23 protein-coding genes are annotated in these 23,744 nt (G+C 45.3%); 13 read left to right on the top strand and 10 right to left on the bottom strand.

The genetic code is table 11. The annotated features are described in order from the left end of the window. Both B4H32_RS04250 and B4H32_RS04245 read left to right on the top strand, forming a co-directional pair. Nucleotides 1–79: hypothetical protein (locus tag B4H32_RS04250; protein WP_286800263.1), on the top strand; the 79-nt coding region annotated here is incomplete at its 5' end. A gap of 22 nt (nucleotides 80–101) precedes the next feature. Continuing rightward, nucleotides 102–761, top strand: a complete 660-nt coding sequence (locus B4H32_RS04245) for a riboflavin synthase (RefSeq protein ID WP_286800259.1) — start codon at nucleotides 102–104, stop codon at nucleotides 759–761. Nucleotides 762–807: 46 nt separating this feature from the next. Here the strand turns inward: B4H32_RS04245 and blhA are convergent, their stop codons facing one another. Genes blhA through B4H32_RS04230 form a run of 3 tightly spaced genes read right to left on the bottom strand, consistent with a single transcriptional unit; the run spans nucleotide 808 to nucleotide 3,330 of the window. Beyond that, entirely contained in the window at nucleotides 808–1,434 is a 627-nt protein-coding gene (blhA, locus tag B4H32_RS04240) for a cell division protein BlhA (RefSeq protein WP_286800254.1), read from the bottom strand. A 36-nt stretch (nucleotides 1,435–1,470) separates the two neighbouring features. Next, nucleotides 1,471–1,878 (bottom strand): DNA polymerase III subunit chi, encoded by a 408-nt coding sequence (locus tag B4H32_RS04235; protein WP_004680775.1) that lies wholly within the window; start codon nucleotides 1,876–1,878, stop codon nucleotides 1,471–1,473. A 3-nt stretch (nucleotides 1,879–1,881) separates the two neighbouring features. Continuing rightward, the gene (locus B4H32_RS04230) at nucleotides 1,882–3,330 is read right to left on the bottom strand and encodes a leucyl aminopeptidase (protein WP_004680774.1); all 1,449 of its coding nucleotides are present in this window, start codon (nucleotides 3,328–3,330) and stop codon (nucleotides 1,882–1,884) included. Between the two features lie 156 nt (nucleotides 3,331–3,486). On the opposite strand from B4H32_RS04230, the gene lptF reads away from it, so the two are divergent. From lptF to B4H32_RS04210, 4 genes are all read left to right on the top strand, one after another. Beyond that, nucleotides 3,487–4,587 carry an LPS export ABC transporter permease LptF gene (lptF, locus tag B4H32_RS04225; protein WP_004756371.1) on the top strand — a complete coding sequence of 367 codons (1,101 nt, stop codon included), beginning with the start codon at nucleotides 3,487–3,489 and terminating at the stop codon, nucleotides 4,585–4,587. Next, nucleotides 4,587–5,657: an LPS export ABC transporter permease LptG gene (gene lptG / locus B4H32_RS04220; RefSeq protein ID WP_004800362.1), complete on the top strand. Its 1,071-nt coding sequence runs from the start codon at nucleotides 4,587–4,589 to the stop codon at nucleotides 5,655–5,657. The genes lptF and lptG overlap by 1 nt, the downstream gene beginning before the upstream one ends. A 120-nt stretch (nucleotides 5,658–5,777) precedes the next feature. Next, nucleotides 5,778–7,322, top strand: a complete 1,545-nt coding sequence (gene gpmI, locus B4H32_RS04215) for a 2,3-bisphosphoglycerate-independent phosphoglycerate mutase (protein ID WP_286800249.1) — start codon at nucleotides 5,778–5,780, stop codon at nucleotides 7,320–7,322. A gap of 53 nt (nucleotides 7,323–7,375) precedes the next feature. After that, nucleotides 7,376–8,554, top strand: coding sequence for a S41 family peptidase (locus B4H32_RS04210; protein ID WP_004756365.1), 1,179 nt, complete (start codon nucleotides 7,376–7,378; stop codon nucleotides 8,552–8,554). A gap of 46 nt (nucleotides 8,555–8,600) precedes the next feature. Here the strand turns inward: B4H32_RS04210 and B4H32_RS04205 are convergent, their stop codons facing one another. The 3 genes from B4H32_RS04205 to B4H32_RS04195 are packed head-to-tail and all read right to left on the bottom strand — an operon-like array spanning nucleotide 8,601 to nucleotide 12,274. Beyond that, entirely contained in the window at nucleotides 8,601–10,034 is a 1,434-nt protein-coding gene (locus tag B4H32_RS04205; RefSeq protein WP_004680769.1) for a sigma-54-dependent transcriptional regulator, read from the bottom strand. A 22-nt stretch (nucleotides 10,035–10,056) separates the two neighbouring features. Next, nucleotides 10,057–11,622 carry a sensor histidine kinase gene (locus B4H32_RS04200; protein WP_004763680.1) on the bottom strand — a complete coding sequence of 522 codons (1,566 nt, stop codon included), beginning with the start codon at nucleotides 11,620–11,622 and terminating at the stop codon, nucleotides 10,057–10,059. Between the two features lie 16 nt (nucleotides 11,623–11,638). After that, the gene (locus B4H32_RS04195; protein ID WP_004674275.1) at nucleotides 11,639–12,274 is read right to left on the bottom strand and encodes a response regulator transcription factor GacA; all 636 of its coding nucleotides are present in this window, start codon (nucleotides 12,272–12,274) and stop codon (nucleotides 11,639–11,641) included. 212 nt (nucleotides 12,275–12,486) lie between these two features. Between B4H32_RS04195 and pbpG the strand changes: the two genes are divergently transcribed. Then, complete coding sequence (gene pbpG, locus B4H32_RS04190; protein ID WP_004756360.1) at nucleotides 12,487–13,563, top strand: D-alanyl-D-alanine endopeptidase PBP7/8; 1,077 nt, start codon at nucleotides 12,487–12,489, stop codon at nucleotides 13,561–13,563. A 215-nt stretch (nucleotides 13,564–13,778) separates the two neighbouring features. Further along, on the top strand, nucleotides 13,779–14,681 hold the full coding sequence (locus B4H32_RS04185; RefSeq protein WP_004680765.1) for a hypothetical protein: 903 nt from the start codon (nucleotides 13,779–13,781) through the stop codon (nucleotides 14,679–14,681). Between the two features lie 56 nt (nucleotides 14,682–14,737). Here B4H32_RS04185 and thrC read toward each other — a convergent pair whose 3' ends face one another. The 4 genes from thrC to xerD all read right to left on the bottom strand — a co-directional run bounded on the left by thrC (nucleotide 14,738) and on the right by xerD (nucleotide 19,236). Further along, the gene (thrC, locus tag B4H32_RS04180; protein WP_004680764.1) at nucleotides 14,738–15,877 is read right to left on the bottom strand and encodes a threonine synthase; all 1,140 of its coding nucleotides are present in this window, start codon (nucleotides 15,875–15,877) and stop codon (nucleotides 14,738–14,740) included. Nucleotides 15,878–15,935: 58 nt separating this feature from the next. Beyond that, nucleotides 15,936–17,237, bottom strand: a complete 1,302-nt coding sequence (locus B4H32_RS04175; RefSeq protein WP_004674291.1) for a homoserine dehydrogenase — start codon at nucleotides 17,235–17,237, stop codon at nucleotides 15,936–15,938. A 129-nt stretch (nucleotides 17,238–17,366) separates the two neighbouring features. Continuing rightward, the gene (locus tag B4H32_RS04170) at nucleotides 17,367–18,182 is read right to left on the bottom strand and encodes a DsbC family protein (protein WP_004680763.1); all 816 of its coding nucleotides are present in this window, start codon (nucleotides 18,180–18,182) and stop codon (nucleotides 17,367–17,369) included. 133 nt (nucleotides 18,183–18,315) lie between these two features. Further along, the gene (xerD, locus tag B4H32_RS04165) at nucleotides 18,316–19,236 is read right to left on the bottom strand and encodes a site-specific tyrosine recombinase XerD (protein ID WP_286800213.1); all 921 of its coding nucleotides are present in this window, start codon (nucleotides 19,234–19,236) and stop codon (nucleotides 18,316–18,318) included. A gap of 149 nt (nucleotides 19,237–19,385) precedes the next feature. Between xerD and B4H32_RS04160 the strand changes: the two genes are divergently transcribed. The 5 genes from B4H32_RS04160 to B4H32_RS04140 all read left to right on the top strand — a co-directional run. Next, nucleotides 19,386–19,646 carry a FeoA family protein gene (locus tag B4H32_RS04160; protein ID WP_004674296.1) on the top strand — a complete coding sequence of 87 codons (261 nt, stop codon included), beginning with the start codon at nucleotides 19,386–19,388 and terminating at the stop codon, nucleotides 19,644–19,646. Beyond that, a complete protein-coding gene (gene feoB / locus B4H32_RS04155; protein WP_286800207.1) occupies nucleotides 19,643–21,496 on the top strand; it encodes a ferrous iron transporter B in 1,854 nt (617 codons plus the stop codon). Before B4H32_RS04160 ends, feoB begins: the two co-directional genes overlap by 4 nt. Nucleotides 21,497–21,551: 55 nt before the next feature. After that, nucleotides 21,552–21,803, top strand: a complete 252-nt coding sequence (locus B4H32_RS04150; RefSeq protein WP_004674299.1) for a DUF6587 family protein — start codon at nucleotides 21,552–21,554, stop codon at nucleotides 21,801–21,803. Between the two features lie 157 nt (nucleotides 21,804–21,960). Next, entirely contained in the window at nucleotides 21,961–23,319 is a 1,359-nt protein-coding gene (murD, locus tag B4H32_RS04145; protein ID WP_286800200.1) for a UDP-N-acetylmuramoyl-L-alanine--D-glutamate ligase, read from the top strand. Nucleotides 23,320–23,330: 11 nt separating this feature from the next. Continuing rightward, nucleotides 23,331–23,744 (top strand): FtsW/RodA/SpoVE family cell cycle protein (locus B4H32_RS04140; protein WP_286800198.1); only part of this gene is annotated, 414 nt, incomplete at its 3' end.

The following is a 23,744-nucleotide window of genomic DNA, read 5'->3' as shown; positions in this document are numbered from 1 at the left end:
TTTAGGACAGTTGTATCACTTTGCTGAGTTGGGTGGGGTGGATACTACAGGCAATAGTACCCAATTGGCCTTGTGGTAAAAGAGGCGTTAGGAGAGATTTTATGTTTACAGGCATTATTGAAAGTTTAGGTAAGGTTGAGAGCCTGCAAAGTGTAGGCGGTGATGTTCGTCTACGTATTCAAACTGATTTGGATATGTCTGATGTACATTTGGGAGACTCAATTGCCACCAATGGAATTTGCCTGACGGTCATTGATTGGGGCGAAAACTGGTATGCGGCGGATGTTTCGCGTGAGAGTTTAAACCGTACCACACTAGGCCAATGGAAAGTTGGCCAGGCGGTGAATGTTGAAAAGGCGATGCTGCCGACCACACGTTTTGGGGGGCATATTGTCAGTGGGCATGTCGATGGTTTGGGTGAAATTACTCTGGTACGTCAGGATGCACGTTCTTTGTATTTTGAGGTCACCGCGCCTGCTGAGTTGGCAAAATATCTGGCAGAAAAAGGTTCTGTGACGGTAGATGGCATTAGCCTGACCATTAACCATTTACGTGGCAATATCCTGAGCCTGAACCTGATTCCACATACGGCTGAGCGTACCAATATTGGGACATGGCAGGTTGGAACCAAAGTGAATCTGGAAGTAGATGTATTAGCTCGTTATATTGAGCGCTTATTGTTGGGTGATAAGGCCGCAGAGCAAAAAACCGAATCGAATATCAGTATGGCGTTTTTAGCGGAAAATGGTTTTCTAAAATAGAATGGCAAACATAAAAAAGCCTAGTTTGATGAACTGGGCTTTTTTATCATTTCTCGTCTGAGAACTGACTGTTTTTCAGAATGTAATCAATTTCATCTTGCGCAATCGCATGTAATTTTGCTCTAAAAACTGTGACCGCTTGTTCAATCAAACTTTCCGCTTCTAATTCCAGTCGGACACGGACACTTTCCAGTTCAGATAGAATTTGCTGATCTTCAATCACAACGCGCTGACCTTGGGCGTAATCAACGCTTGGCTGTTCAGGATTTGGTTGATAACGTTCAGTGTGTTGTGCAATTTCTTGATCAATGTGTTGTCGAAGAGCAACAAGATTTTCAGTTTGCTGTTCAAACTGCTGTTCTTCATCTGCCTGTAGCTGTGCTGCATAAGCCGCCTCGGCAGCACGTTTTTCCGCCAATGCCTTTTCCAAAGCCTGCTGTTTGCGGATACGTGCCTGTTCGATCAATTCTGCCTTTAAGTCGGCATAGGCCTGATCGATGCGTTGTTGGGAACGCTGCTGCGCTTTCTCTTCGTGTTGCTTCCATGTTTGAATCAGGGTTTGCGGTAGCAATAGATCACAGATACGTGCCAAATCTTCCTGATAAGTCTGGCGGACTGTTTCAGGTGCATTTAACCAGCGTTTTTTAAAATCCTGACCTACATTTAATGCCACGCGACACTCCTCAAAATGATGCTTTTTGTTGCAGACTTATAATTTAAATGTTCGAGGTTCGATACCCAAACGACGATACATTTTAAACTTTTCCCGACCAGCCTGTTTCGCGGTTTCATTATTTTCAATAATTTCGATAATGTGGCGAAAATCCTGAGTTTGTTCAAGTGCATGATTGTTAAAATTAAATACAATCCAATCATTCGATGGCGGTAATTCAGCTGAAATACACACTGGACTATTCAATTGATCAATTCCATGAGCAATAAAGCTACTTGAATCAAAACTCCATAGCTTGTTATCCAACTCATTTTGTAAATTTGAATCAACACAATACCACCAAATCTGTGGGTGCTGATTCAGAATTTTTCGACATAAACGGCAAGCACTATCAACTTGCCGCTCAACGCTGTTTTCAAACAAATAAAAACTAACTTGTGCCATAGATTAGTTATTCGTTTCAACACGATTCGCTAAAAACTGCATCAGTAATGGTACTGGGCGTCCAGTTGCACCTTTAGCTGCACCAGATAACCATGCTGTACCAGCCACATCAAGATGTGCCCAGCGGTAATCACGAGTGAAACGTTCAAGGAAACATGCTGCGGTTATTGCACCACCATAAGGACCACCAATATTGGCAATATCGGCAAATGGTGAATCAAGGAGTTCTTGATATTCTTCCATCACAGGCATACGCCATACACGGTCGAGTGATTGTTCGCCAGCAAGTTGTAATTCTTGTACCAGTTCATCATCTGGAGAGAATAGCCCACTGACGACTTTGCCTAGCGCCACCACACATGCACCTGTCAGCGTCGCAATGTCAATCACAAGGGCAGGGTTGAAGCGTTTGATATAGGTCAGTGTGTCACAAAGTACAAGGCGGCCTTCGGCATCAGTATTCAGAATTTCAACGGTTTGACCGCTCATGGTGGTCACGATGTCACCTGGACGGGTGGCATGCCCTGATGGCATGTTTTCAGCCGCAGCAACCGCACCGACCACATGAATTGGCAGTCGGGCTTCGCATAATGCGCGGATTGTACCCAGTACCGAGGCCGCACCACACATATCAAACTTCATTTCATCCATACCCAAGCCTGGTTTGAGTGAAATACCGCCTGTATCAAAAGTCACGCCCTTACCGACCAGTACCACAGGTGCCTGATCTACCTGGGTATTGTATTCCAACGTGATCACGCGCCCTGGACGTTCTGAGCCTTTGCTGACGGCAAGGAAAGCATACATGCCCAGGTCAGCCATTTGCTGCTCATCCAGTACCGTGACTTTGAGTAGGTCTGGATATTGTGCGGCAAGGGCAAGGGCCTGATCAGCAAGATATTCTGGGAAACAAAGATTCGGCGGGCAGTTGCCTAAATCGCGCGCATAGTTTTGACCTGACTGAACTGCATGAATCAGGTTGAGTTGGGCATCATTCAGTGGGCTTTCGCTTGCAACCAGATCAATGCTTTCCAACACAAATTCATTCTTCTTGGATTTAAATGCATCATAGCCATAAGCTGCCTGTGTCAGGTTCAAGGCAAACAATCCATGTAAATCAGTCGGTAACGCCGAAATGTCTAGCGTGATGTGCTTAAATTTATTTTGTGATGATTTGATAATGGATTGTGCGAGTTTTGCTAATTTAATAGCTTTTAATTCTGCACTTTTCCCAAGACCCAGTAGCTGGGCGTTTGGCTGTACCGCAATATTGGCAATTAACGGCAGGCTTTCATTAAAACCCGCCTTAAACTGAGTGGCATTGAGAATGTCATCTAGCTGGTTGATTTGATAAGCATTTAAATTCTGTTGTAATTGTTCTGAATCAACCAATATCCACAAAGATTCACTTGATGTTTGTGCTGGAAATGCAGTTTGCAGTGTAAATTTCATTGTCTGTTTCGAACCTAATGGACAAAAAAGAAAGATAAGTCCATTAAACACTTTCGGATATGAGGTTGCAATCGGCAACAAGCGATAGGTTTTATATTTTTAACATTCGGGTAAACTACAGTTTCCTTTCGACTGACTCTATCTGGAAGCATTACCTTGATTATTCGGCGTTACCTCGTCAAACAAGTGGTGTCCACCTCGCTGGTGGTGACTGCCTTGCTCACCCTAATCATTATGGGCGGTCAGTTGATCAAGATTTTTGGACGTGCTGCACAGGGTCGTTTGGACGGTGATGTCCTGCTGAGCATCATTGCCTATCGTTTGCCTGAGTTTTTAACGTTGATCCTGCCATTGGGCTTTTTTATTGGCCTGATGCTGGTGTTTGGTCGTCTGTATGTCGATCATGAAATGGCGGTGTTGAATGGCAGTGGCGTGAGCCGCAACCAGTTGGCACGACTCTTATTACCAATGACCCTGGTATTTTTGATTGTTCAGTCTATCTTGATGTTTTGGGGAGCATCTTCGGGAATACGCGCCTATAAAAGCCTGATGCAGACTCAGGCTGTGCGTGCGGGCTTTGATCTGGTTCGACCAAAGGAGTTTATCTCTTCTGGGCCATATACCATTTATGCAGGTTCGCTTTCGGAAGACCGTAAGAATTTAAAGGATATTTTTTATTACCAAAAGGCGGATCGGGAAGATAAGCCTGATGTGATGATTCTGGCGAAAGAAGCCACCCGTGTGGAAATGGCCAATGATACCGCCAATGTGGTTGATCTGGTTCAGGGCCGTCGCTACGAAATCTATCCAAACCAGCCTAGATATACTCAAGCCGAGTTTCAGTCCTATCGTTTACGTCTGGAAAATGATAAGGATGTCAAATTTGAAAGTGATGATGTGGAAGCATTGCCGATGAGCAAGCTATGGCAAAAGCGGGATGATTCCGTGGTGCGGAGTGAGCTGGGCTGGCGGATTTTTGGTCCATTGGTCATGGTGATTGCCCTGATGCTGACCGTGGCTTTATCTGAGGTTAGCCCACGGCAGGGACGTTATTACCGTCTGATTCCCGCCATTTTCATCTTTGCCAGCCTGATTGTGTTGATGATCGCGATTAAAACGCGGATTAGTAAGGAACAACTGGATATCTGGGCCTATCCAGTGGTGTTGTTGGTATATGCAGGTGCTGCGGCAATTTTTGCCCGTAAACAGAAGCTGGCACCCAAAATCAAGAAAAGTATGCAGCGAGTGGGGTTGTGATGTTAGCACGTCGAATAGTCGCCAGACATGTCACCAAAACCACGGTTCTCGCCATGCTGGGAACCACGCTGGTGCTGTCTTTTCTACAGGTGTTGTTTACCTATCTGGGTGAGCTGGGTTCGCTTAAACCCGATTATAACGCATGGCAGGCGTTCCTGTTTGTGATGTGGGGGGCGCCGCGCTATCTCTATGAAATCCTGCCTGTTGCGGCATTGATTGGTTCGGTTTTAGGGCTGGGGGCATTGGCATCCAATAGTGAGCTGATTGTGATGCGTTCAGTGGGCATCAGCCTATGGCGCATTGTGGGTTGGGTAATGCGTTCAGCTTTATTGCTGATCATCCTGTCGTTTGCCTTGAGTGAATGGGTGATCCCATATACCAATGAAAAGGCGCAGAGCATTAAAAAACAGCGTAGTGTCGCATCCTTGGGTGAGGTAAAGGGCTATTGGTCACGTGAGGGGCAGCGCTTTATCTATATTGACTATGCCAATGCCCAGGGACAACTTCGTGATATTAATGTCATTGATTTTGATCAAAACTATCGTTTGCAGTCTTTTGTCAGTGCCGAACAAGGGCAGTTTGTCAAAGATGGGCAGTGGACTTTAAAAGAGTCGCATCAGGTCGATTTACTGGCTCAGGGTAATGCGATCAAGACTGATCATGAGCAACAGCCACTGGGACTGGCATTACAACCTAAATATGTACATATGGTGACGCTGGACCCAGAGGATTTATCGCCAAGCCAACTGATCAGTTTTATGCGCTACCTGAAAGAATATAGTCAGGTGCCAAAAACCTATGAATTGGCATTCTGGCAAAAAGTTGCTTCACCCTTTGCCCTGATTACGCTGGTATTGATCGCCTGTTCCTTTATTTTTGGTCCATTGCGTCAGCAATCGATGGGTTTCCGTCTCGTAATTGCATTATTTACAGGACTGGGCTTTTTCTATTTACAGGATTTTTTGGGCTATGCCAGTCTGGTGTATGCGCCTTCCCCAGCGTGGTTTGTCTTGCTGCCAATCCTGTTGATGTTTGTGGCAGGAAGTTATTTGCTCTATCGCGCACGCTAGAAGTCTGAATGGTTTGAATTGATAATCATTATTGATTAAAGCGTCTGCAAGATCATGGAGAAATTCATCAAATTTCGGTAAACTATGCCGATCAAATGATAGACAAACAGAGAGTCCATTATGACGGATGCAAATGCTGGCAAAATTCCTCACGTTCTGGTCATTATGGATGGCGTGGGACATCGTGAAGCGCTTGAGGACAACGCTTATCTGGCGGCAAAAACGCCAAACCTCAGCGCCATGAAAGCCAGGCATCCCAATAGTTTAATTTCTGGTTCAGGTGAAGATGTCGGTCTGCCTGATGGACAGATGGGTAACTCAGAAGTGGGGCATATGAATCTGGGTGCAGGTCGTGTTTTATATCAGGACTTTACACGGATTACTAAAGATATTCGGACAGGTGCTTTTTTTGAGCATGAAGTGTTAGTTGATGCGGTTGAAAAAGCCAAAGCAGCCAATGGTGCCGTTCATGTCATGGGGTTGTTGTCAGAGGGTGGTGTACACTCGCATGAAGACCATATCGTTGCCATGTGTGAGCTTGCGCTAAAACGTGGTGCAACAGTATATCTACATGCATTCCTCGATGGTCGTGATACACCACCACGCAGTGCCAAGCCATCGCTGCAAAAACTGGATGCCATGTTTGCCCAATACCCAAATCAGGGGCGTATTGTCTCAATGATTGGCCGCTATTTTGCAATGGACCGTGACAATCGCTGGAACCGTGTTGAAGAAGCCTATCGCTTGATGACCGAGGGTGAGGCAATCCGTGTTGCCACTTCTGCGCTTGATGGCTTGGAACAGGCCTATGCGGCGAATGAGAACGATGAATTTGTTCGAGCAACCCGTATTGGTGAAACCGTCAAGGTACAGGATGGTGACAGCATTGTATTTATGAATTTCCGTGCTGACCGTGCCCGTGAAATCACCCGTGCCTTTGTTGAAAAGGATTTCGCAGGCTTTGAACGTAAAGTTGTTCCGCATTTGTCAAAGTTTGTGATGCTGACCCGTTATCAGGCCAGCATTGATGCGCCTGTTGCCTATATGCCTGAAGAACTTAAAAATTCCATTGGTGAATACCTGTCTGGTTTAGGCAAAACCCAGTTGCGTATTGCTGAAACTGAAAAATATGCCCACGTCACGTTCTTCTTTAGTGGTGGTCGTGAAGATGAATATACAGGTGAAAAGCGTATCCTGATTCCATCACCAAACGTGGCAACCTATGACCTGAAACCTGAAATGAGTGCCATAGAAGTCACTGATGAACTGGTGAATGCCATTAATTCAGGTGAGTTTGACCTGTTGGTGGTGAACTATGCCAACGGTGACATGGTCGGGCATACGGGTGTGTTTGACGCTGCGGTAAAAGCGGTTGAGACAGTGGACACTTGTTTGGGACGTGTCTATGAGGCTGTCATGGCAAACAAAGGGCATATGTTAATTACCGCCGATCATGGTAATGTAGAGCAAATGCAGGACTACGACAGTGGACAGGTTCATACCCAGCACACTACTGAACTGGTTCCATTTATCTATGTTGGGCCAACGCAGGCAACCATTGCTGAGGGTGGGGTTTTGGCAGATGTCGCGCCAACACTGCTTCATTTGATGCAGATTCCTGTACCGCCAGAAATGCAGGGTAAAAATTTAATTACTTTGGAATAAATTTCCCTTAGCTCCTGTTTTTAAAAGAAGAGCTTCTTTAGAAAGGTGAACCAATGAACCAGCACAACAACATCCACAGGGCTTTCTATGTAGGTTTGTTGATGTGTTGGGGACATATCCTATATGCAGCACCAAGCCCACATCCATCGGGCTGGGTGGAGGAGACTGCACCGCATAGCAGCGCCGAAGTGCCAATTGAGTCAATTCAACAGTTTGTACAAATCTATGGCATTGTACGGGACAACTATGTTGACAAGAAATCTGATGATGCCCTGTTTCAGCAGGCCATTAAGGGATTGGTCAGTGGTCTGGATCGCTATTCCCGTTATCTGTCTGCTGAGGAATATCGCCAGCTGATTCAATATACCGAGGGTGATTTAGCTTCTGTTGATTTTAATTTAAATTATGACAGCTTTACCCGCTTATGGCAGATTCATGACCTAAAAACAGGGTCGGATTCCAATAAGCTGGGATTGCGTAATGGGCAAACCATCCTGAAAATTGACAATCAGGAATTAAAGAGCCTGAATCAAGATCAAGTGCAGGGTTTACTTTATGGATCGATTGGCAGCACCCTGCAAATACAACCTGAAAACAGCAATAGCACGGTAATTCTGGTTCGGAATAAAAAAGTTGAAACTGATATTGAACCTGTTTTATTACATAATCAGGTACTGGTACTCAAAATTCGGGTATTCCAGCAAGATACGGCCAATGAAATCAAACGACTGATTGAGGAATACAGTTCAACCAAGTTAAAGGCGGTTGTGCTGGATTTACGCAATAATCCAGGTGGACTGCTTTCCGCTGCGGTTGAATCAGCAGACTTATTTTTGAATCAGGGACTCATTGTCACCACAAAAAGCCGTTCCGAGGGTGATCAGCAGTTTCAGGCATTGCCCTCCAATGAGTTTCAGAATATTAAACTGGGGATTTTGATCAACCGCCGTTCTGCATCAGCGGCTGAAGTGTTTACCGCAGCCCTGAAAGAACATAAACGGGCATGGGTGATTGGGGAGAACAGTTATGGTAAAGGTGTGGTACAAAAACTGTTTCCACTTCCAAGTGGCGCAGCCCTGCAAATGACGGTATCGCATTATTACACCCCAAATGGCAACATGATTGAGGGACAGGGGATTCAGCCAAACCAGACCTATCCCTTGCCACCAGAAATGAAAGAGGACAGTTATTTAGAACATGTCACTGAACTGGTGCTGAAAAGTAAGCTTTAACATAATAAAGCCCCTTTTAAAGGGGCTTTATTTTTAGATCAGCGTATTACTCATCATCTTCAGTATCGAGTCCAAATTTTTTCAAACGATAGCGTAAAGAGCGGAACGTCATGCCCAGTTTCTTGGCCGCCAGAGTACGGTTCCAGTGCGTGAGATTGAGTGCATTGAGCAGGATTTCTTTCTCAATATTTTCTAGATAGCGTTCCAGTCCTTCAGGCGGAAGTTTTTTAGAACTCATTGCAGGGCTAGTGCTTGGATGAACCTGCTCATTCTCTTCCTGCGTTGCAAAGGGCATGGTGACAGGAGTCGCAATTGAGCCGCGTAATGGGGCTGTTTGCAAGTGTGCAAGATCGATATTTTCGTCATCACTGAGGGTGATGGCGCGTTCAATGATATTGCGTAACTCACGCACATTGCCTGGGAAATATTGTTGTAACAGGAATTGTTCTGCACGAGAAGACAGGGTTTTTGCAGGGAGTTCCCATTCCTGGCTAATTTTCTGGATAAAGTGATTCGCCAGCAGGAGAATGTCCTGGCCACGCTCACGCAAAGGTGGCAGCACGATATCCATGACGTGAATACGGAAAAATAAGTCCTGACGGAAGCGGCTTTGTTGAACCAGAAGTTCAAGATCCTGATGGCTGGCACTGATCACACGGAAATCAACATCAATTTCTTGGTCTGAGCCGACAGGGCGGATCTTCTTCTCCTGTACGGCACGTAATAATTTGACCTGCATATTGAGTGGTAGTTCTGCGATCTCGTCCAGAAACAAGCTACCACCATGTGCTGACAGAATTAAGCCCTGTTTGTCCTGTGCCGCACCTGTAAAACTGCCTTTCTTATGTCCGAACAGTTCACTTTCCATCAATTCGGTTGGAATGGCACCACAGTTAATTGCAATAAAAGGCCCTTCACTACGGTTACTTAGACGATGAACCAGATTGGCAACGACTTCCTTACCTGTTCCAGACTCGCCCGTGATAAATACAGGTGCCTGAGAACGGGCAATTTTCTTGAGTGCGATACGTAATTGTTGAATTGGTGCCGATCGCCCAATCAGTAATTTATTTTCTAAAGCTGTTTCAGCTGCTTCCTGTTCAGGTTGTGGGCGATTTAACGCTTTTTGAATCAACTGGTCTAAATGTGTTTGATTGACAGGCTTACTGACAAAATCAAATGCACCCGCTTTCAATGCCGCAATAGCAATATCCATATTGCCATAGGCAGTTAGTACCGCAATCGGTGTATTGGGATAGTTCTGTGTTACGTGTTTGACTAAATCGAGACCATTACCATCTGGAAGGTTTAGGTCTGTTAAACAAGCATCATACTGAAATTCAGTAAAAAACTTTTTTGCTTGCTCTACACGATAGGCGAGATGGGTTTTAATCCCCATTCGTGCAAGCGTCATTTGCATGAGGAGACATAAGTCTTCTTCATCGTCTACCAGCAAGACGAGTGGTTGTTTAGTTGCCATTTCCCCGAAAACCTAATCTAAATCAATGAATTTTTGAGCATTCAATCCTGAAACATGCTCCTTGTTGTCGCTCAACATAGGTGAGCTTTGCATGATTTGCCTCACAAAAGCTATGAGATAGGTACAATCCTAAACCAGTTCCTTTAATTGCGGTACTAAAAAATGGCTTGAATAGCTGAGAAATATCGCGTTTTGCCACGCCTGTACCAAAATCAATGACATCAATACAGATTCGCCCCTCTTTTAAATGCACCTGCACCTCAATATGTTCCGCATCTGCGGCATTATGTCTCAATGCATTGCGAATCAGGTTGATCATGACCTGCCTCAACTGTTTTTCATCAAACAGGATACTGGCTCGTTCAGGAAGATTGAGCTGAATCTGTTGTTTTACATCAGCCAAATCTTCATTGAGTAGGCTACCAAAAAAATCAGTCAGGTGAATGACCTGTGCCTCTGTCGGCTTGTTGCGTGCCATTTCCAGCGTATCCTGAATGATGCTGTCAATCCGCTTGGCCTGTTTGCCAATCATGCGTGAAAGCATGTCCTGTTGATGGGCATCACTTTCCTTGAGCAGTTCATTGGCCTGTACAATTGCAGCCAGAGGGTTGCGAATTTCGTGAGCGATACTGGCGGAGAGCTGTCCTAAGGCCGCCAGTTTCAATTGCTGGACTTGCTGGTTAAGTTTCTGTGCATCTTTTAAAATCAATAAAATGAGGAATTGTTCAGGAACGACGAGGTGCTTAACCTTTATATTGACGGTATAAGGGCTTTGTTGGGATTCAAAACTAAATTCCTCACCATCTTTCAGGTCACTGAGCCTGATCAATTCGAACAGGTCGGCCTGCCATTTGATCAGTGGTGTTTTTTCCGCCGAAATAGGAAAATGAACACCCAGCAGGGTATTGGCGGCGGGATTGCTGAGTACAATATGGCTGCTTTCATCCAGCACCAGATAACCATCCTCGATCTGTTCGAGAATATAGCGGTTAATGTTCTGGAGTTGATGGATCTCGATAGATTGGTGGAAAGTTAAGGTTTCCAGAATTTTAAAGCGTTGCACTGCAATACGGCCAATCGCATGCACCACAAAAAATAGAAAGGCAAGGAGAGCGCTATTGCCGAGATGATTTAAATTATTGTAGTCAAAAAAGTTGCCAAGAAAACGCTGGTAAACCACCATAATTACCGCGAACAGCGTGACGATTAAGGATAACTGGGCATTAAGCAGAATGGCGGATGAAAAAATAATAATAACGTAGAGCAGGCTAAGCTGGAGGTTTGGCCCACCTGCTGAAAATGTAATTAGGCTCAGGCAAATCACGTCAACAATAAAGACAAAGATCAGTTGCTTGGTGATTTGCAGTGGAAGCAGTTTCAGTAAAAAGAGCTGAAAAATGTTGACGCAGGTATAACACAGCAGTGTATAAAAATAGAGAAAAGGGTATTGATAGTTGTTGCCCAGTTGTTCTGCGGTAAGCACATAAATCAGGATCAGGCTGACTGAAATAATCAGGCGATAACCACTATACCAAATCCCTAGTCGATAGATGGTCTGTGATACAGAGGAGGCAATTTGTCCCAACATAGGCGATGACTAAAGATTAAGGTTTAATGAGTCCATATCGAATCGCAAGATGGGTAAGCTTGACATCGCTATCAATTCCCAGTTTTTCAAAAATACGATAACGATAGGTATTTACGGTTTTTACGCTGACGAATAATTTATCTGCAATTTCCTGAGCACTGATACAGTTGACCACCATCATTGCCACCTGCATTTCACGTTCAGAAAGAGCATCAAACGGAGATTGTTGGGTGTCGGAAAGATAGGAACTGGCGAGTTGTTCGGCTATGTCGGCACTGAAATATTTACCGCCCTGCATCACCTTGTTAATGGCACGCACCATTTCTGCAATCGGCGCACCTTTGGTGATATAACCCTTTGCCCCAGCCTTAAGTAACAGGGATGGATAAGGTTCTTCTGTAAGGCCACTCACCGCAATTACTTTAGTGTCAGGTGCTGTCTGTAATAGCCGACGTGTGGTTTCAACCCCACCAATGCCAGGCATGTTTACATCTAACAGCACCACCTGCGGATGTTTTTGCCGAACTAGGGCAATGGCTTCCTCTCCAGACTCAGCCTGCCCAACAACATCAACATCTGGATGGTCTTCCAGCATACGGCAAATGCCTGTGCGTACGAGCTCATGATCATCAACAACAAGAACAGTGATCAAGAAGACCTCCTTTTTTTCAGAAAAACTGGTTTTTTTGTTACATAAAGCAAAATTAGCTTGCATTGAAACGACAAAATTAGCAATCCTATTCTCCGTTTCTAGCGAATAGTTGTACACAATTGTGTCTATAAAAGCTTTACCCGATTTGTTCAAATGTAAGGCATAATGATAGTAAGCGCAAATGTGCAGCGTCTTGAGTTGAGTATTGTGTCGTGAAAAATTCTAAAAAATCTGTCATCCATGTGTTGGGCATGTCTATCTTGTTGGCGTGGAGTTCAACAAGCTTTGCCGAGCTGGTGGTCAATAACAGTCCAGTTGCTTCGGGTACAAATGGTTCTGCGTCATTAAACTGGTCTGCGAATGATGCTAGCCAGTTAATGGAGGAAGATGAACCTTTAGAGATTAGTCCGCAAGGCTCGACCTCTGTGACGACAACTTTGCGCAGTGGTGGTTCTGCAACCATTACATCGTCGAGTAGCCCTAAAAATACTGTACAAATTCGCGACACTTTTAGCAACAGTATCAATTATAGTAGCCAGCCTTCAGTCAATGCCCGCGCTGCGCTGGTGATGGATGCGCAAACGGGTGAAGTGCTGTACAGCAAAAACAGCAACATGTCTGTGCCAATTGCGTCAATTACCAAACTGATGACAGCCGTTGTGACTGCTGACGCACGTTTAAATATGTCTGAAGAAATTACATTGCAATCCATTGATTTTGCGGGTGCAGGTGGCAAAAACTCCAGTTCAACCCTGCGTGTTGGCGACACAATGAACCGTGCAGAAGCATTGTTGTTTGCCTTGATGAAGTCTGAAAATCCTGCGGCAGCCGCTTTGGCTCGTACCTATCCAGGTGGCCGTCCTGCCTTTATTGCAGCCATGAATGCTAAGGCAAAGCAATTAGGTATGAGCTCTACCCGTTTTGCTGAATCAACGGGGCTGGACCCTCATAATATTTCATCAGCACGTGATCTAGGCATTCTAGTCAGTGCAGCTTCACAATATGGCTTGATTCGTCAGTTCTCTACCACGCCAGCCTATGACTTCAATCTAGGCTATCGTATGTTGAAGTCAAACAATACCAATGCCTTGGTGCGTAATGGTGGCTGGAACATTAACCTGTCAAAAACAGGTTATATCAATGAGGCAGGGCGTTGTGTGGTGATGCACACCACAGTAAATTCGCGTCCAGCGGTTGTGGTATTGCTTGGTGCATCCAGTTCACAGGCACGTACCAATGATGCTACCAATCTATTGAATTGGGTTGCAACACTGCCAAAACGTATTTAATACTGCGTAGATCAGTTTTTAAAATAAAAACTCTTCATCAAGAAGAGTTTTTTTATGCCAAAATGAAGCGACATAATTTGTCTTGTATCAACGCATGATACTGGTTTTTAAAATAAAAATCAGTTAATGTTAAATCATAACACTGGCTTTACAGTGCTTAAGTTTTACATCAGAAAAAACAAACAATTGAGTGATAAATAAATTAGGGGAACAACATGGGCAGCTATGTGATTCGTGAGAAATACTTTGGTTATAACGATGAAACTTTCTACGTAGCTGGCAATCGTATTGCTAATGTTTTTGATAATAAACAACAGGCTGAATTAGCTTATAAAAAACTTGAGATAGATGGAGCGCGTGATTTTGCATTACATGAAGTTGAATCCCTTTTTGATGCTGATGAAGCATTATTGCAGCAATTAGATGATTTCGTATATTCACGTTGTGGTGAACATATCTGCGAAGCAGGGGATATCTCTGACGATGTATTACCAGTAAGTTTAAGTGACGATGATACCTTTGAATTTATTCAGCTTGCTGGAATGCAAAAATTCCAATTGGTTGAATTCGAAAATCAAGTCAAATTTTATGGTTTATGGTCTGTAAAAAAACAACGATGGGTTGAGGAACATGATGAATGCTTTGCGGGTTTAATATATTCAGAAAGTTTAGATGCTTTTAAATCTAAAGTTGAGCATATTTTTGCTGATTATGATTATTCAGCAATTGAACTAAAAGGTAGCTTAGAAGAACTTTCAGCGCAACCGATTTTATTGCAGGCAATGATTAGTGCACAATCTGGTTTAAGTTATGATGAAGCAAAACAAACTCTTGTCATTGATGCTTGGCAAGATGAAGCATTGTATGCTGTGAATTCGCTATTGAAGCAGCCTTTGTTTGAAATTAAAGAAATTGGCCTAGAAGAAATTCAAACGATTGAAAAAGAATTGGCCAAGCAGTATAGCTATGATGAAGATGACTGGGGAGACGAAGAAGAGGGTGAAGACTTTGATGCCGAAGCCCTTGTTGAAGAACTCATTCAAGAGTTGGCAGAAGAACTGGACTTAAGTGATGAGCAGCGGGCTGAACTGTTTAAGGAAATGAAAAAAGAATCTTAACGCCTGAAGATTAAAAAAACCTGCCGTAGCAGGTTTTTTGATCTATCAATGATAGCTTACATATTTGAAAGAATTGAATTTTTCACTTGGGCCATGGTGGCATCGATGGACAACATGACTGCATCAGCACATTGCTTGATTGCAGTATCAGGATCTTTCAAACCGTTACCTGTCACAGTACATACAATCACAGAACCCTCAGCAATTTTACCCGCCTTGATGTCACGGATTGCGCCACCGATAGAGGCAGCAGAAGCAGGTTCCACAAACACACCTTCATACATTGAAAGTAAGCGTTGCGCTTCAAGAATTTCAGCATCCTGTAACTCGTCAAACCAGCCTTTAGAGTCACGTACCACCGCTTTGGCATGGTTCCAGCTCTGTGGATTACCAATACGAATCGCTGTTGCAACAGTTTCTGGATTCTCTACAGGCGCGCCACGTAAGAATGGTGCAGCACCAGCAGCTTGATAACCGACCATGGTCGGTAAACCTTCTGGTTTAGGGCCAGTAAATTGATCAGTTGATGCATCATAGATCACTTGTTCAAACTGGTCAGCAGGCTGGTTTGCAACTGCTTCTGTATAACCCATCCAGTGTGCAGTAATATTCCCTGCATTACCGACGGGCAAGCAGTGATAGTCAGGTGCACGACCTAAAGCTTCCACGATTTCATAGGCAATGGTTTTTTGACCTTGCAAACGATACGGGTTGATTGAATTTACAATGGTGACAGGTGCCTGATCAGCCACTTCTTTAACCAGACGCATACCATCATCAAAGTTACCACGAATTTGCATAGTGATCGCGCCATACATCATCGCCTGTGCCATTTTACCCATGGCAATCTTGCCTTCTGGAATGAGTACAAATGCCTTGATGCCTGCACGGGCCGCATAAGCTGCCGCCGCTGCTGAAGTATTACCTGTAGAGGCACAGATAATCGCTTTAGAGCCTTCCTCAACTGCCTTGGTCACCGCCATAGTCATACCACGGTCTTTAAATGAACCTGTTGGGTTCAGACCTTCGTATTTGACATAGATTTCAACATTTTTGCCAATAATACGTGGAATGTTCTCTAGTTTGATTAGTGGAGTATTACCTTCACCCAAAGAGATTGCACGTGTAGTTGCAGACACAGGTAAACGGTCACGATAACGGTCTACAAGACCAGTATAACGATTGGCATTCGACATGATGGTGTTCCAATATGAGGTAGAGCGGGGAGAGGGAAGTCATTTTCCCTCAACCTGATTAACTATCGAGCGATTCTAAACGAATTCTGATGATTTCGCCATGAATTGTAGGTAATGCCTGAATTTGTGCAAGCGCTTCATCCATCTTGGACTCAAGCACTGGATCAGTCAAAATCACAATCGGAATTAAATCCTTTAAGCGTGATTGCTGCATAATGGCATCAATACTGATCCCCGCACGGCTGAGAATGGTGGTGACATCGGCCAATACACCCGTCTGGTCTTCGGCATTGAGGCGAATGTAGTATCCAGTGGTCATTTGCTCACGGCTGAGGATTGGCACATTGGTGAGTGCTTCAAATGCCAGTTGAGGAATCGTTCCTGCACCATCTTCGGTATAGGAAATATCACGCACAATATCAATCACATCGGCGACCACCGCAGAAGCGGTTGGACCTGCACCTGCGCCAGCACCGTAATACAACGTAGGACCAACTGCATGAGCTTGCACAAGAACGGCATTCTTAACACCATTGACATTGGCAATCAGTTCTTCGGATGGGATCAATGTTGGATGGACGCGTAACTCAATTCCATTGGCTGCACGGCGTGCAATACCCAAATGCTTGATGCGGAAACCAAGATCTTCTGCATATTTCACATCTTGTGCGGTAATCTTGCTGATGCCTTCGGTGTAGACTTTGTCAAACTGTAGCGGAATACCAAAAGCACAAGAGGCTAAAATGGTGAGTTTATGGGCCGCATCAATGCCTTCAACATCAAAGGTTGGGTCAGCTTCGGCATAGCCCAGTTCCTGAGCTTCTTTTAACACATCTTCAAAGGCACGGCCTTTTTCACGCATTTCTGTCAGGATAAAGTTGCCTGTACCATTGATGATCCCTGCCAGCCATTGAATATGGTTTGCTGCAAGGCCTTCACGGATCACCTTGATAATTGGAATACCGCCAGCAACCGCCGCTTCATAGGCGATCTGCACGGCATTGTCTTCTGCCGCCTTAAACAGTTCATTGCCATGTTCAGCAAGCAAAGCCTTGTTTGCGGTAACCACCTGCTTGCCATGTTTAATGGCTTCCATGATGACTTCATAGGCAGGATGAATGCCACCCATGACTTCAACCACGACATCTACATCAGGTTGACGTACGATGTGCATCAGGTCATCATTTTGTTGAATACCCTCAAGATTTAAGTCTGGACGTGGACGGCGTGTACCCACATGGGTAATTTGAATTTCTCGACCAGTACGGCGTTTAATTTCAGCAGCATTTTCTTGTAATAATTTAAGGGCTCCACCACCAACAGTACCAAGACCGAGTATCGCCAGACGAACTGGTTTCACGTCACACTCCATTTTATTCAATCGTTTTAATGAAGCTTGATCATAGCTAAAAAACTGCGTAGACACTAGGGCTAAGATCACTTTAATCTGTCGCCCAATTCGTTCTGGTGTATATGGAGAGAGAATAATTTATTTTTCAAGTCGCTTGATGATCTCGTCAGGGGTCATATAACCACCCAGATATTCACCCTCAACATTGTAAATTGCTGGGGTGCCATTTACGCCCATGTTGAGACCCAGTTGATATTGGTCACGTACTGGGTTTTTACATTCTCCAGCGAGGACAGGTAAACCCTGAACGGCTTGATCAAAGGCGGCCTTACGGTCTTCACTACACCAGATCGCGGTCATGGTTGGCATAAACTGCTCACCACGAGGCCATGCGATGTAACGCACTTCAATGCCTTTAGCGGTAATTTCAGCCAGATGTTCATGCAGTTTGTGGCAGTAAGGGCAGCTTGAATCGGTAAACACATAAATCACATGTTTGGCTTTACCGCCCTGCGCTGGATAAACAATCAGGTCTTCTGTTTTAAGGGCGGCCAAGTGTTTTTTATTCTCTGTTGACTGCAATGCCTCACTGACATTGTGCAACTGTTTGTCGCCTAAACGAATTACATCACCCTGAATAATATACTGCCCGTCAGCCGTGGCATAAACTGAACCCATCCCTTCCAGACTCACCCAGTATAAGTTGGGCACTTCGGTTTTTTTCACCGCCAAAATTTTGGCATTGATATTGGCGGTTTTAAAATGCTTTTCCAGCGTTGAAACCAGACGCTGCTGGGTATTGCGTTCATTTAAGGTTGATGCTTCACCAGTTGCAGGCGCACTCGCTGTCAGGGCATCTTGTTTTTGTGCTGAGTTTTCTTTTGAGCAAGCACTTACCAATAATGTCGATGCTAATGTACATGCAAGTACAAGCTTGGAACGGTTAAACAACATAAGGAACCTTTTTTGTTCATATTCATATATTCAGGGGCTTAGCATAACAAAAAAATGCCATGACTTCGTTAAATCTTGCTGATGCATTGTGAACAAAATCAAGTTTTATCCCAATCTTGGACAAGTGGTGGTTTTATCCCCGTGGATGGTATTTACCATGCAACTCCTGCATACGGTGTTGAGCAACATGGGTATAAATCTGGGTGGTGGAGAGGTCACTATGCCCAAGCAGCATTTGCACCACACGTAAATCCGCGCCGTGATTGAGAAGATGGGTGGCAAAGGCATGGCGCAGGGTATGCGGTGATAACTCCGCCTGAATATTGGCCTGTAGCGCATAGCGTTTAATCGCGTACCAAAAGTTCTGGCGGCTCATGATGCCACCGTGCTGGGTGAGAAATAGATAATCGGTACTGCTCTTGTAGAGTTGAGGGCGTGATTCAAGCAGATATTTTTCAATCCAGTCACAGGCATATTGTCCGAGTGGAACAAGACGCTCTTTATTGCCCTTGCCTGTGATGCGTAAAAAGCCCTGCTTTAAATTGATCAGTTCCATGCGTAAATTGAGCAACTCAGAGACACGTAAGCCGCAGGCATACAGCACTTCCAGCATGGCACGGTCACGTAGGCCTAGGGCGGTGTTAGTGTCAGGCGCATTGATCAGCGACTCAACATCCTGTTCTGATAAATCCTTTGGCAATGCTCGACCAATTTTAGGGGATTGATGGGTGGCAACAGGGTTGTCATCCCTCAGTTTTTGTTCCCTTAAAAATTTATAGAACTGTCTCAGGGCCGATAGGCAACGTGCAATTGAACGGGGACTTTTACCAGACTTGGTCAGCGCAATCAGCACATCGGCAATGTCAGCACTCGACCATTGCGGTAATGAAACCGATGTGTGTAATTCGCTGCACTGAATCAGGTCGGAGAGATAGGCATTACGGGTATGGGGGCTAACGGTTTGCGCCACCAGATAATCACGAAAACCCTGTAAAAAACTCAAATGTTCAGGAATGTTGACCGCAGAGGGAATACGAGGTTTTTTATTTAACATAACAGCCAGTGTCCTTGATTCATCTGCACTGTAAAAGAAAAATTTTGTGTTGTCGATCTGTCAAAAAAGGAAATGCCATTGATATTGTTTTTGGTAATTATTCTCATTTGCCTGTATACTTGCAATAAAAGAGTCAAGGGTTAGAAGCGGTGCGATTGTCAGCATTAAAAGTCAAGCAAACGGCGATAATCACTAAGGTGAATCGCCTGGTCGATGAGACTGGACAGCCAGATCTTGTAGCAGTGCGTTTAGAGAGTTTGGGCTTTGTGCCAGGCACTCAGGTGCAGGTAATTACCAAAGGTGTGTTTGGTGGCGATCCGATTCTAATCCAGATTGGCTTTACTCGTTTCGCATTACGCAAAACTGAGGCTGAAAAAATTGAAATTCAACTTGAAGGAGCACCTGCATGAGTGATGCGTTACGTGTTGCCCTCGTGGGGAATCCAAACTGTGGTAAAACCTCTTTATTCAACCACCTGACAGGAACCCGCCAAAAGGTTGCCAACTATGCAGGGGTAACGGTAGAGCGTAAGGTCGGGCATTTCCAGTTGCCGTCAGGTCGGAGTGTTCGTGTCCTGGATTTGCCAGGAACCTATAGCTTAGAGGCCACCAGTCCAGATGAGGAAATCACCCGTGATGTCTGTCAGGGCAAGATCGCGGAAGAGGGGCAGCAGGATGCCTTTTTATGCGTGGTGGATGCAACCAACTTAAAATTGCATTTAGGCTTGGTGCTGGAAATCATTGAACTGGGCCGCCCAATACTGGTGGTGTTGAACATGATGGATGAGGCACGTCGCCGTGGCATCCAGATCAATACCCAGAAACTGTCAGAACGTTTGGGCGTACCCGTGGTCGAGACTGTAGCAGTCCGTAACACAGGCATTGAAAACCTGTTGCACGCACTGGACCAGGAGAAATACACGGTTCCACAAACAGAGCTCAGTGGTTTGAAAGGTGGACACCATCAGAAAATTGAAACGATTTTCAGGGATGTGGTGAATTTCGTTGATCAGGAAGATAAGCGCACCGATTTTCTGGATAAGATTTTCCTGCATCCAGTGCTGGGCTTGATTAGTTTGGCTGTGATGATGTTTATTGTCTTTCAGGCGGTCTTTGCCTGGGCTGCACCATTCATGGATGGGATTGAAAGTCTGTTTGGCTGGCTTGGAGAAACCCTGGGACAACACATTTCCCAGCCATTGCTACAAAGTCTGGTCGTGGATGGCATTATTGCAGGGGCTGGTGGTGTGGTGGTGTTCCTGCCACAAATCCTGATCTTGTTCTTCTTTATTCTGGTACTGGAAGAATCAGGTTACTTGCCACGGGCAGCGTTCCTGTTAGATAAGTTGATGTTCAAGGCTGGTCTGAGTGGGCGCGCCTTTATTCCATTGCTTTCAAGCTTTGCCTGTGCCGTACCTGGAATTATGGCAACACGCAGTATCAGTGATCCACGTGATCGTTTTACCACGATTATGGTCGCACCACTGATGACCTGCTCAGCACGGTTACCTGTGTATGCCTTGCTGATTGCGGCCTTTATTCCAGCGCAAACCGTATGGGGTATTTTTAACCTGCAAGGTCTGGTGTTGTTTGGCCTGTATATGTCAGGTATTGTCAGCGCGCTTTGTGTTTCCATCGTGATGAAATTCCTGCAAAAGGACAAATCACAACATGCGTTGTTGCTTGAGTTGCCAAGTTACCGTATTCCAGACCTGAAAAGTGTCGGGATTGGACTGCTGGACCGCGCCAAAATTTTCTTAAAACGTGTCGGTGGCATTATCTTTGCGCTGTCGATTTTGCTGTGGTTCCTGTGTACTTTTCCGCAGGCACCCGAGGGTGCAACCCAACCTGCAATTGACTACAGCTTTGCAGGGATGCTGGGGCATGTGATCCAGCCTATTTTTGCCCCGATTGGCTTTAACTGGCAAATCTGTATCGCCTTGATCCCAGCGATGGCGGCCCGTGAAGTGGTGGTGGCTGCACTGGGTACCGTCTATGCACTGTCGGGTGCAGACGATGATGCGGTGGCACAAGGCTTGGCACACTTGATCAGTGCTGATGGTACAGGCTGGTCGCTGGCAACAGGTTTGTCTTTGCTGGTGTGGTTTATCTATGCGCCGCATTGTCTGTCAACACTGGCAACGGTACGCCGTGAAACGGGTTCATGGAAGCATGTGGCGGCGATGACTGCGTATTTGTTTGGTTTAGCGTATTTAATGTCGTTTTTTACCTACCAGATTGCATCACGCATTTGGGGGTAGGAAATCCCACCTGACCTCCCTTTAACAAAAGGAGGGAATCATTGGAGAGATGCTTATGTTTGAGTACTTGATTGTTGCTGTATTGGTGCTGTGGAGTGCTGTGGTGGTATTTAAGAAAGTATTTCCTCAAACAGCAAATGCAGCATTTCTGGCGTTGTCGAATCTGTGCCAGCGTTTAGGGTGGCAACATCTGGCCACATGGTTAAAACCTAAAATGCTGGTGGGTTGTGCTGGGGGCTGTGGCTGTTCTACTGATGAAAAAGAGACGAAAAAGTCACAGGCGATCCAAACGGTAAAGTGGCGTTAGCAATATAAGGGTTGCCCATATTTAAGGATATGGGCGATTTTTTTACTTTTACGCACTGACACAAAAAAGCCTGAATAAAACCAAAACTGAAAAAGCATTTAAAACAGTAAAGTGCTAACATTTTTGCCATTCTGTGAACTGCAAAAATGGAACGAAAATGTTAATACAACGTGGTGGATTAAAAGTCGTGGCGGGCCTGGGGGTTTCAGGTGTGTCGGCGGTTAACTTTTTACATGAACAAGGCTACCAGGTTGCAGTTACGGATTCTCGGGAAACTCCCCCTGGGCATGACCAGATTCCCGCTGGAGTGAAAACCAGCTTTGGCAAACTCGATTCAGAACTTTTACAACAAGCAGAAGAAATTATCCTAAGTCCAGGCCTTGCGCCGCAGCTACCTGAAATCCAGCAGGCGATTGAGCAGGGTATTGCTGTTGTGGGCGATATCCAGCTGTTACGTCGCGCAACAGAAGTTCCAATTATTGCAATTACAGGCTCAAATGCAAAAAGCACCGTGACCACATTGGTTGGCTTGATGGCGCAGGATGCAGGCAAAAAAGTGGCTGTGGGTGGCAACCTTGGCCGTCCTGCACTGGATTTACTGAAAGATCAACCTGAGCTGATTGTGCTGGAACTGTCCAGCTTTCAGCTTGAAACAACTTCCCACCTGAATGCGGAAGTGGCTGTGGTGTTGAACATGAGTGAAGATCATTTGGATCGTCATGGCAATATGTTGGGATACCACAAGGCCAAGCACCGTATTTTTCAGGGCGTGAAAAAAGTAGTCTATAACCGTGATGACAACCTAAGCCGTCCACTGGTTCCAGATGTCACGCCGATGCAAAGTTTTGGTCTTAATGCGCCTGACCTGAATCAGTATGGCGTGTTGCGAGATGCAGATGGTACCATGTGGTTGGCGCGTGGACGTGAACGGTTACTTAAAACTTCCGAAATGTACATTCAGGGGATGCACAACGTTGCCAATGCACTGGCCTGCCTGGCATTGGGTGAGGCGGTTGGCTTGCCAATGCAATCCATGCTTGACACCCTAAAAACCTTTAAGGGGCTGGAACATCGCTGTGAATACGTCAAAACTGTTGATGGGGTACGCTACTATAACGATTCCAAGGGAACGAATGTTGGCGCAACACTGGCGGCAATTGATGGTTTAGGGGCTGCGATTGAGGTCAAGAAAGGCAAGCTGGCACTGATTCTGGGGGGGCAGGGCAAGGGACAGGACTTTAAGCCATTACGTGATGCCATCCACAAATATGTCAAGAGTGTGATTCTGATTGGTGAAGATGCGGCAGTGATTGAACAGGCCATTCAGGGAACCACCATCATCCAGCATGCCAATAGCCTAAAGCATGCGGTGGATTTGGCCAAACAGGCGACCCATGCAAAGGATGTGGTTTTACTCTCGCCAGCATGCGCCAGCTTTGATATGTTTAAGAGCTACAATGATCGTGGACATCAATTCGTGGCCTGTGTAAATGCCTTGAATGAAAATAAAAACTAGGGATTAGAGTTATGGCTGATTTAGCCCAAAACGCTATACAAAAGACTGTACAGAAGATTTCACAGCTGCTGAATCGTTTGCCCAAGTTTCCAGCAGAAATGACAGCACGCAATATCCTGATTTTCTCTGTGATTTCCCTGCTGTGCTTCGGTTCGGTGATGGTGGCGTCAGCCTCGATGCCGTATGCGGAATATATTCATGAAAACCCATTCTACTTCCTGATTCGTCATGGTATCTCGATTGTGGTTGCGGCGGTGGTGGCATTTTTAACCTATCGGGTCTCCCTCAATCTATGGTTTAAAAATGCATTCCCGTTATGGTTGATTACCATCGTCTTGCTGCTCGCCGTACTGGTTGTGGGTTCCGAAGTGAATGGGGCACACCGCTGGATTAAGGTGGGTGGCTTTACCTTGCAGCCTACAGAG

The organism is Acinetobacter sp. UBA2063 (genome assembly GCF_002333245.1).
Taxonomy (GTDB): domain Bacteria; phylum Pseudomonadota; class Gammaproteobacteria; order Pseudomonadales; family Moraxellaceae; genus Acinetobacter; species Acinetobacter parvus.
The sequence above is the reverse complement of the archived record's forward strand: the minus strand, read 5'-3'. Positions and strand labels throughout refer to the sequence as shown.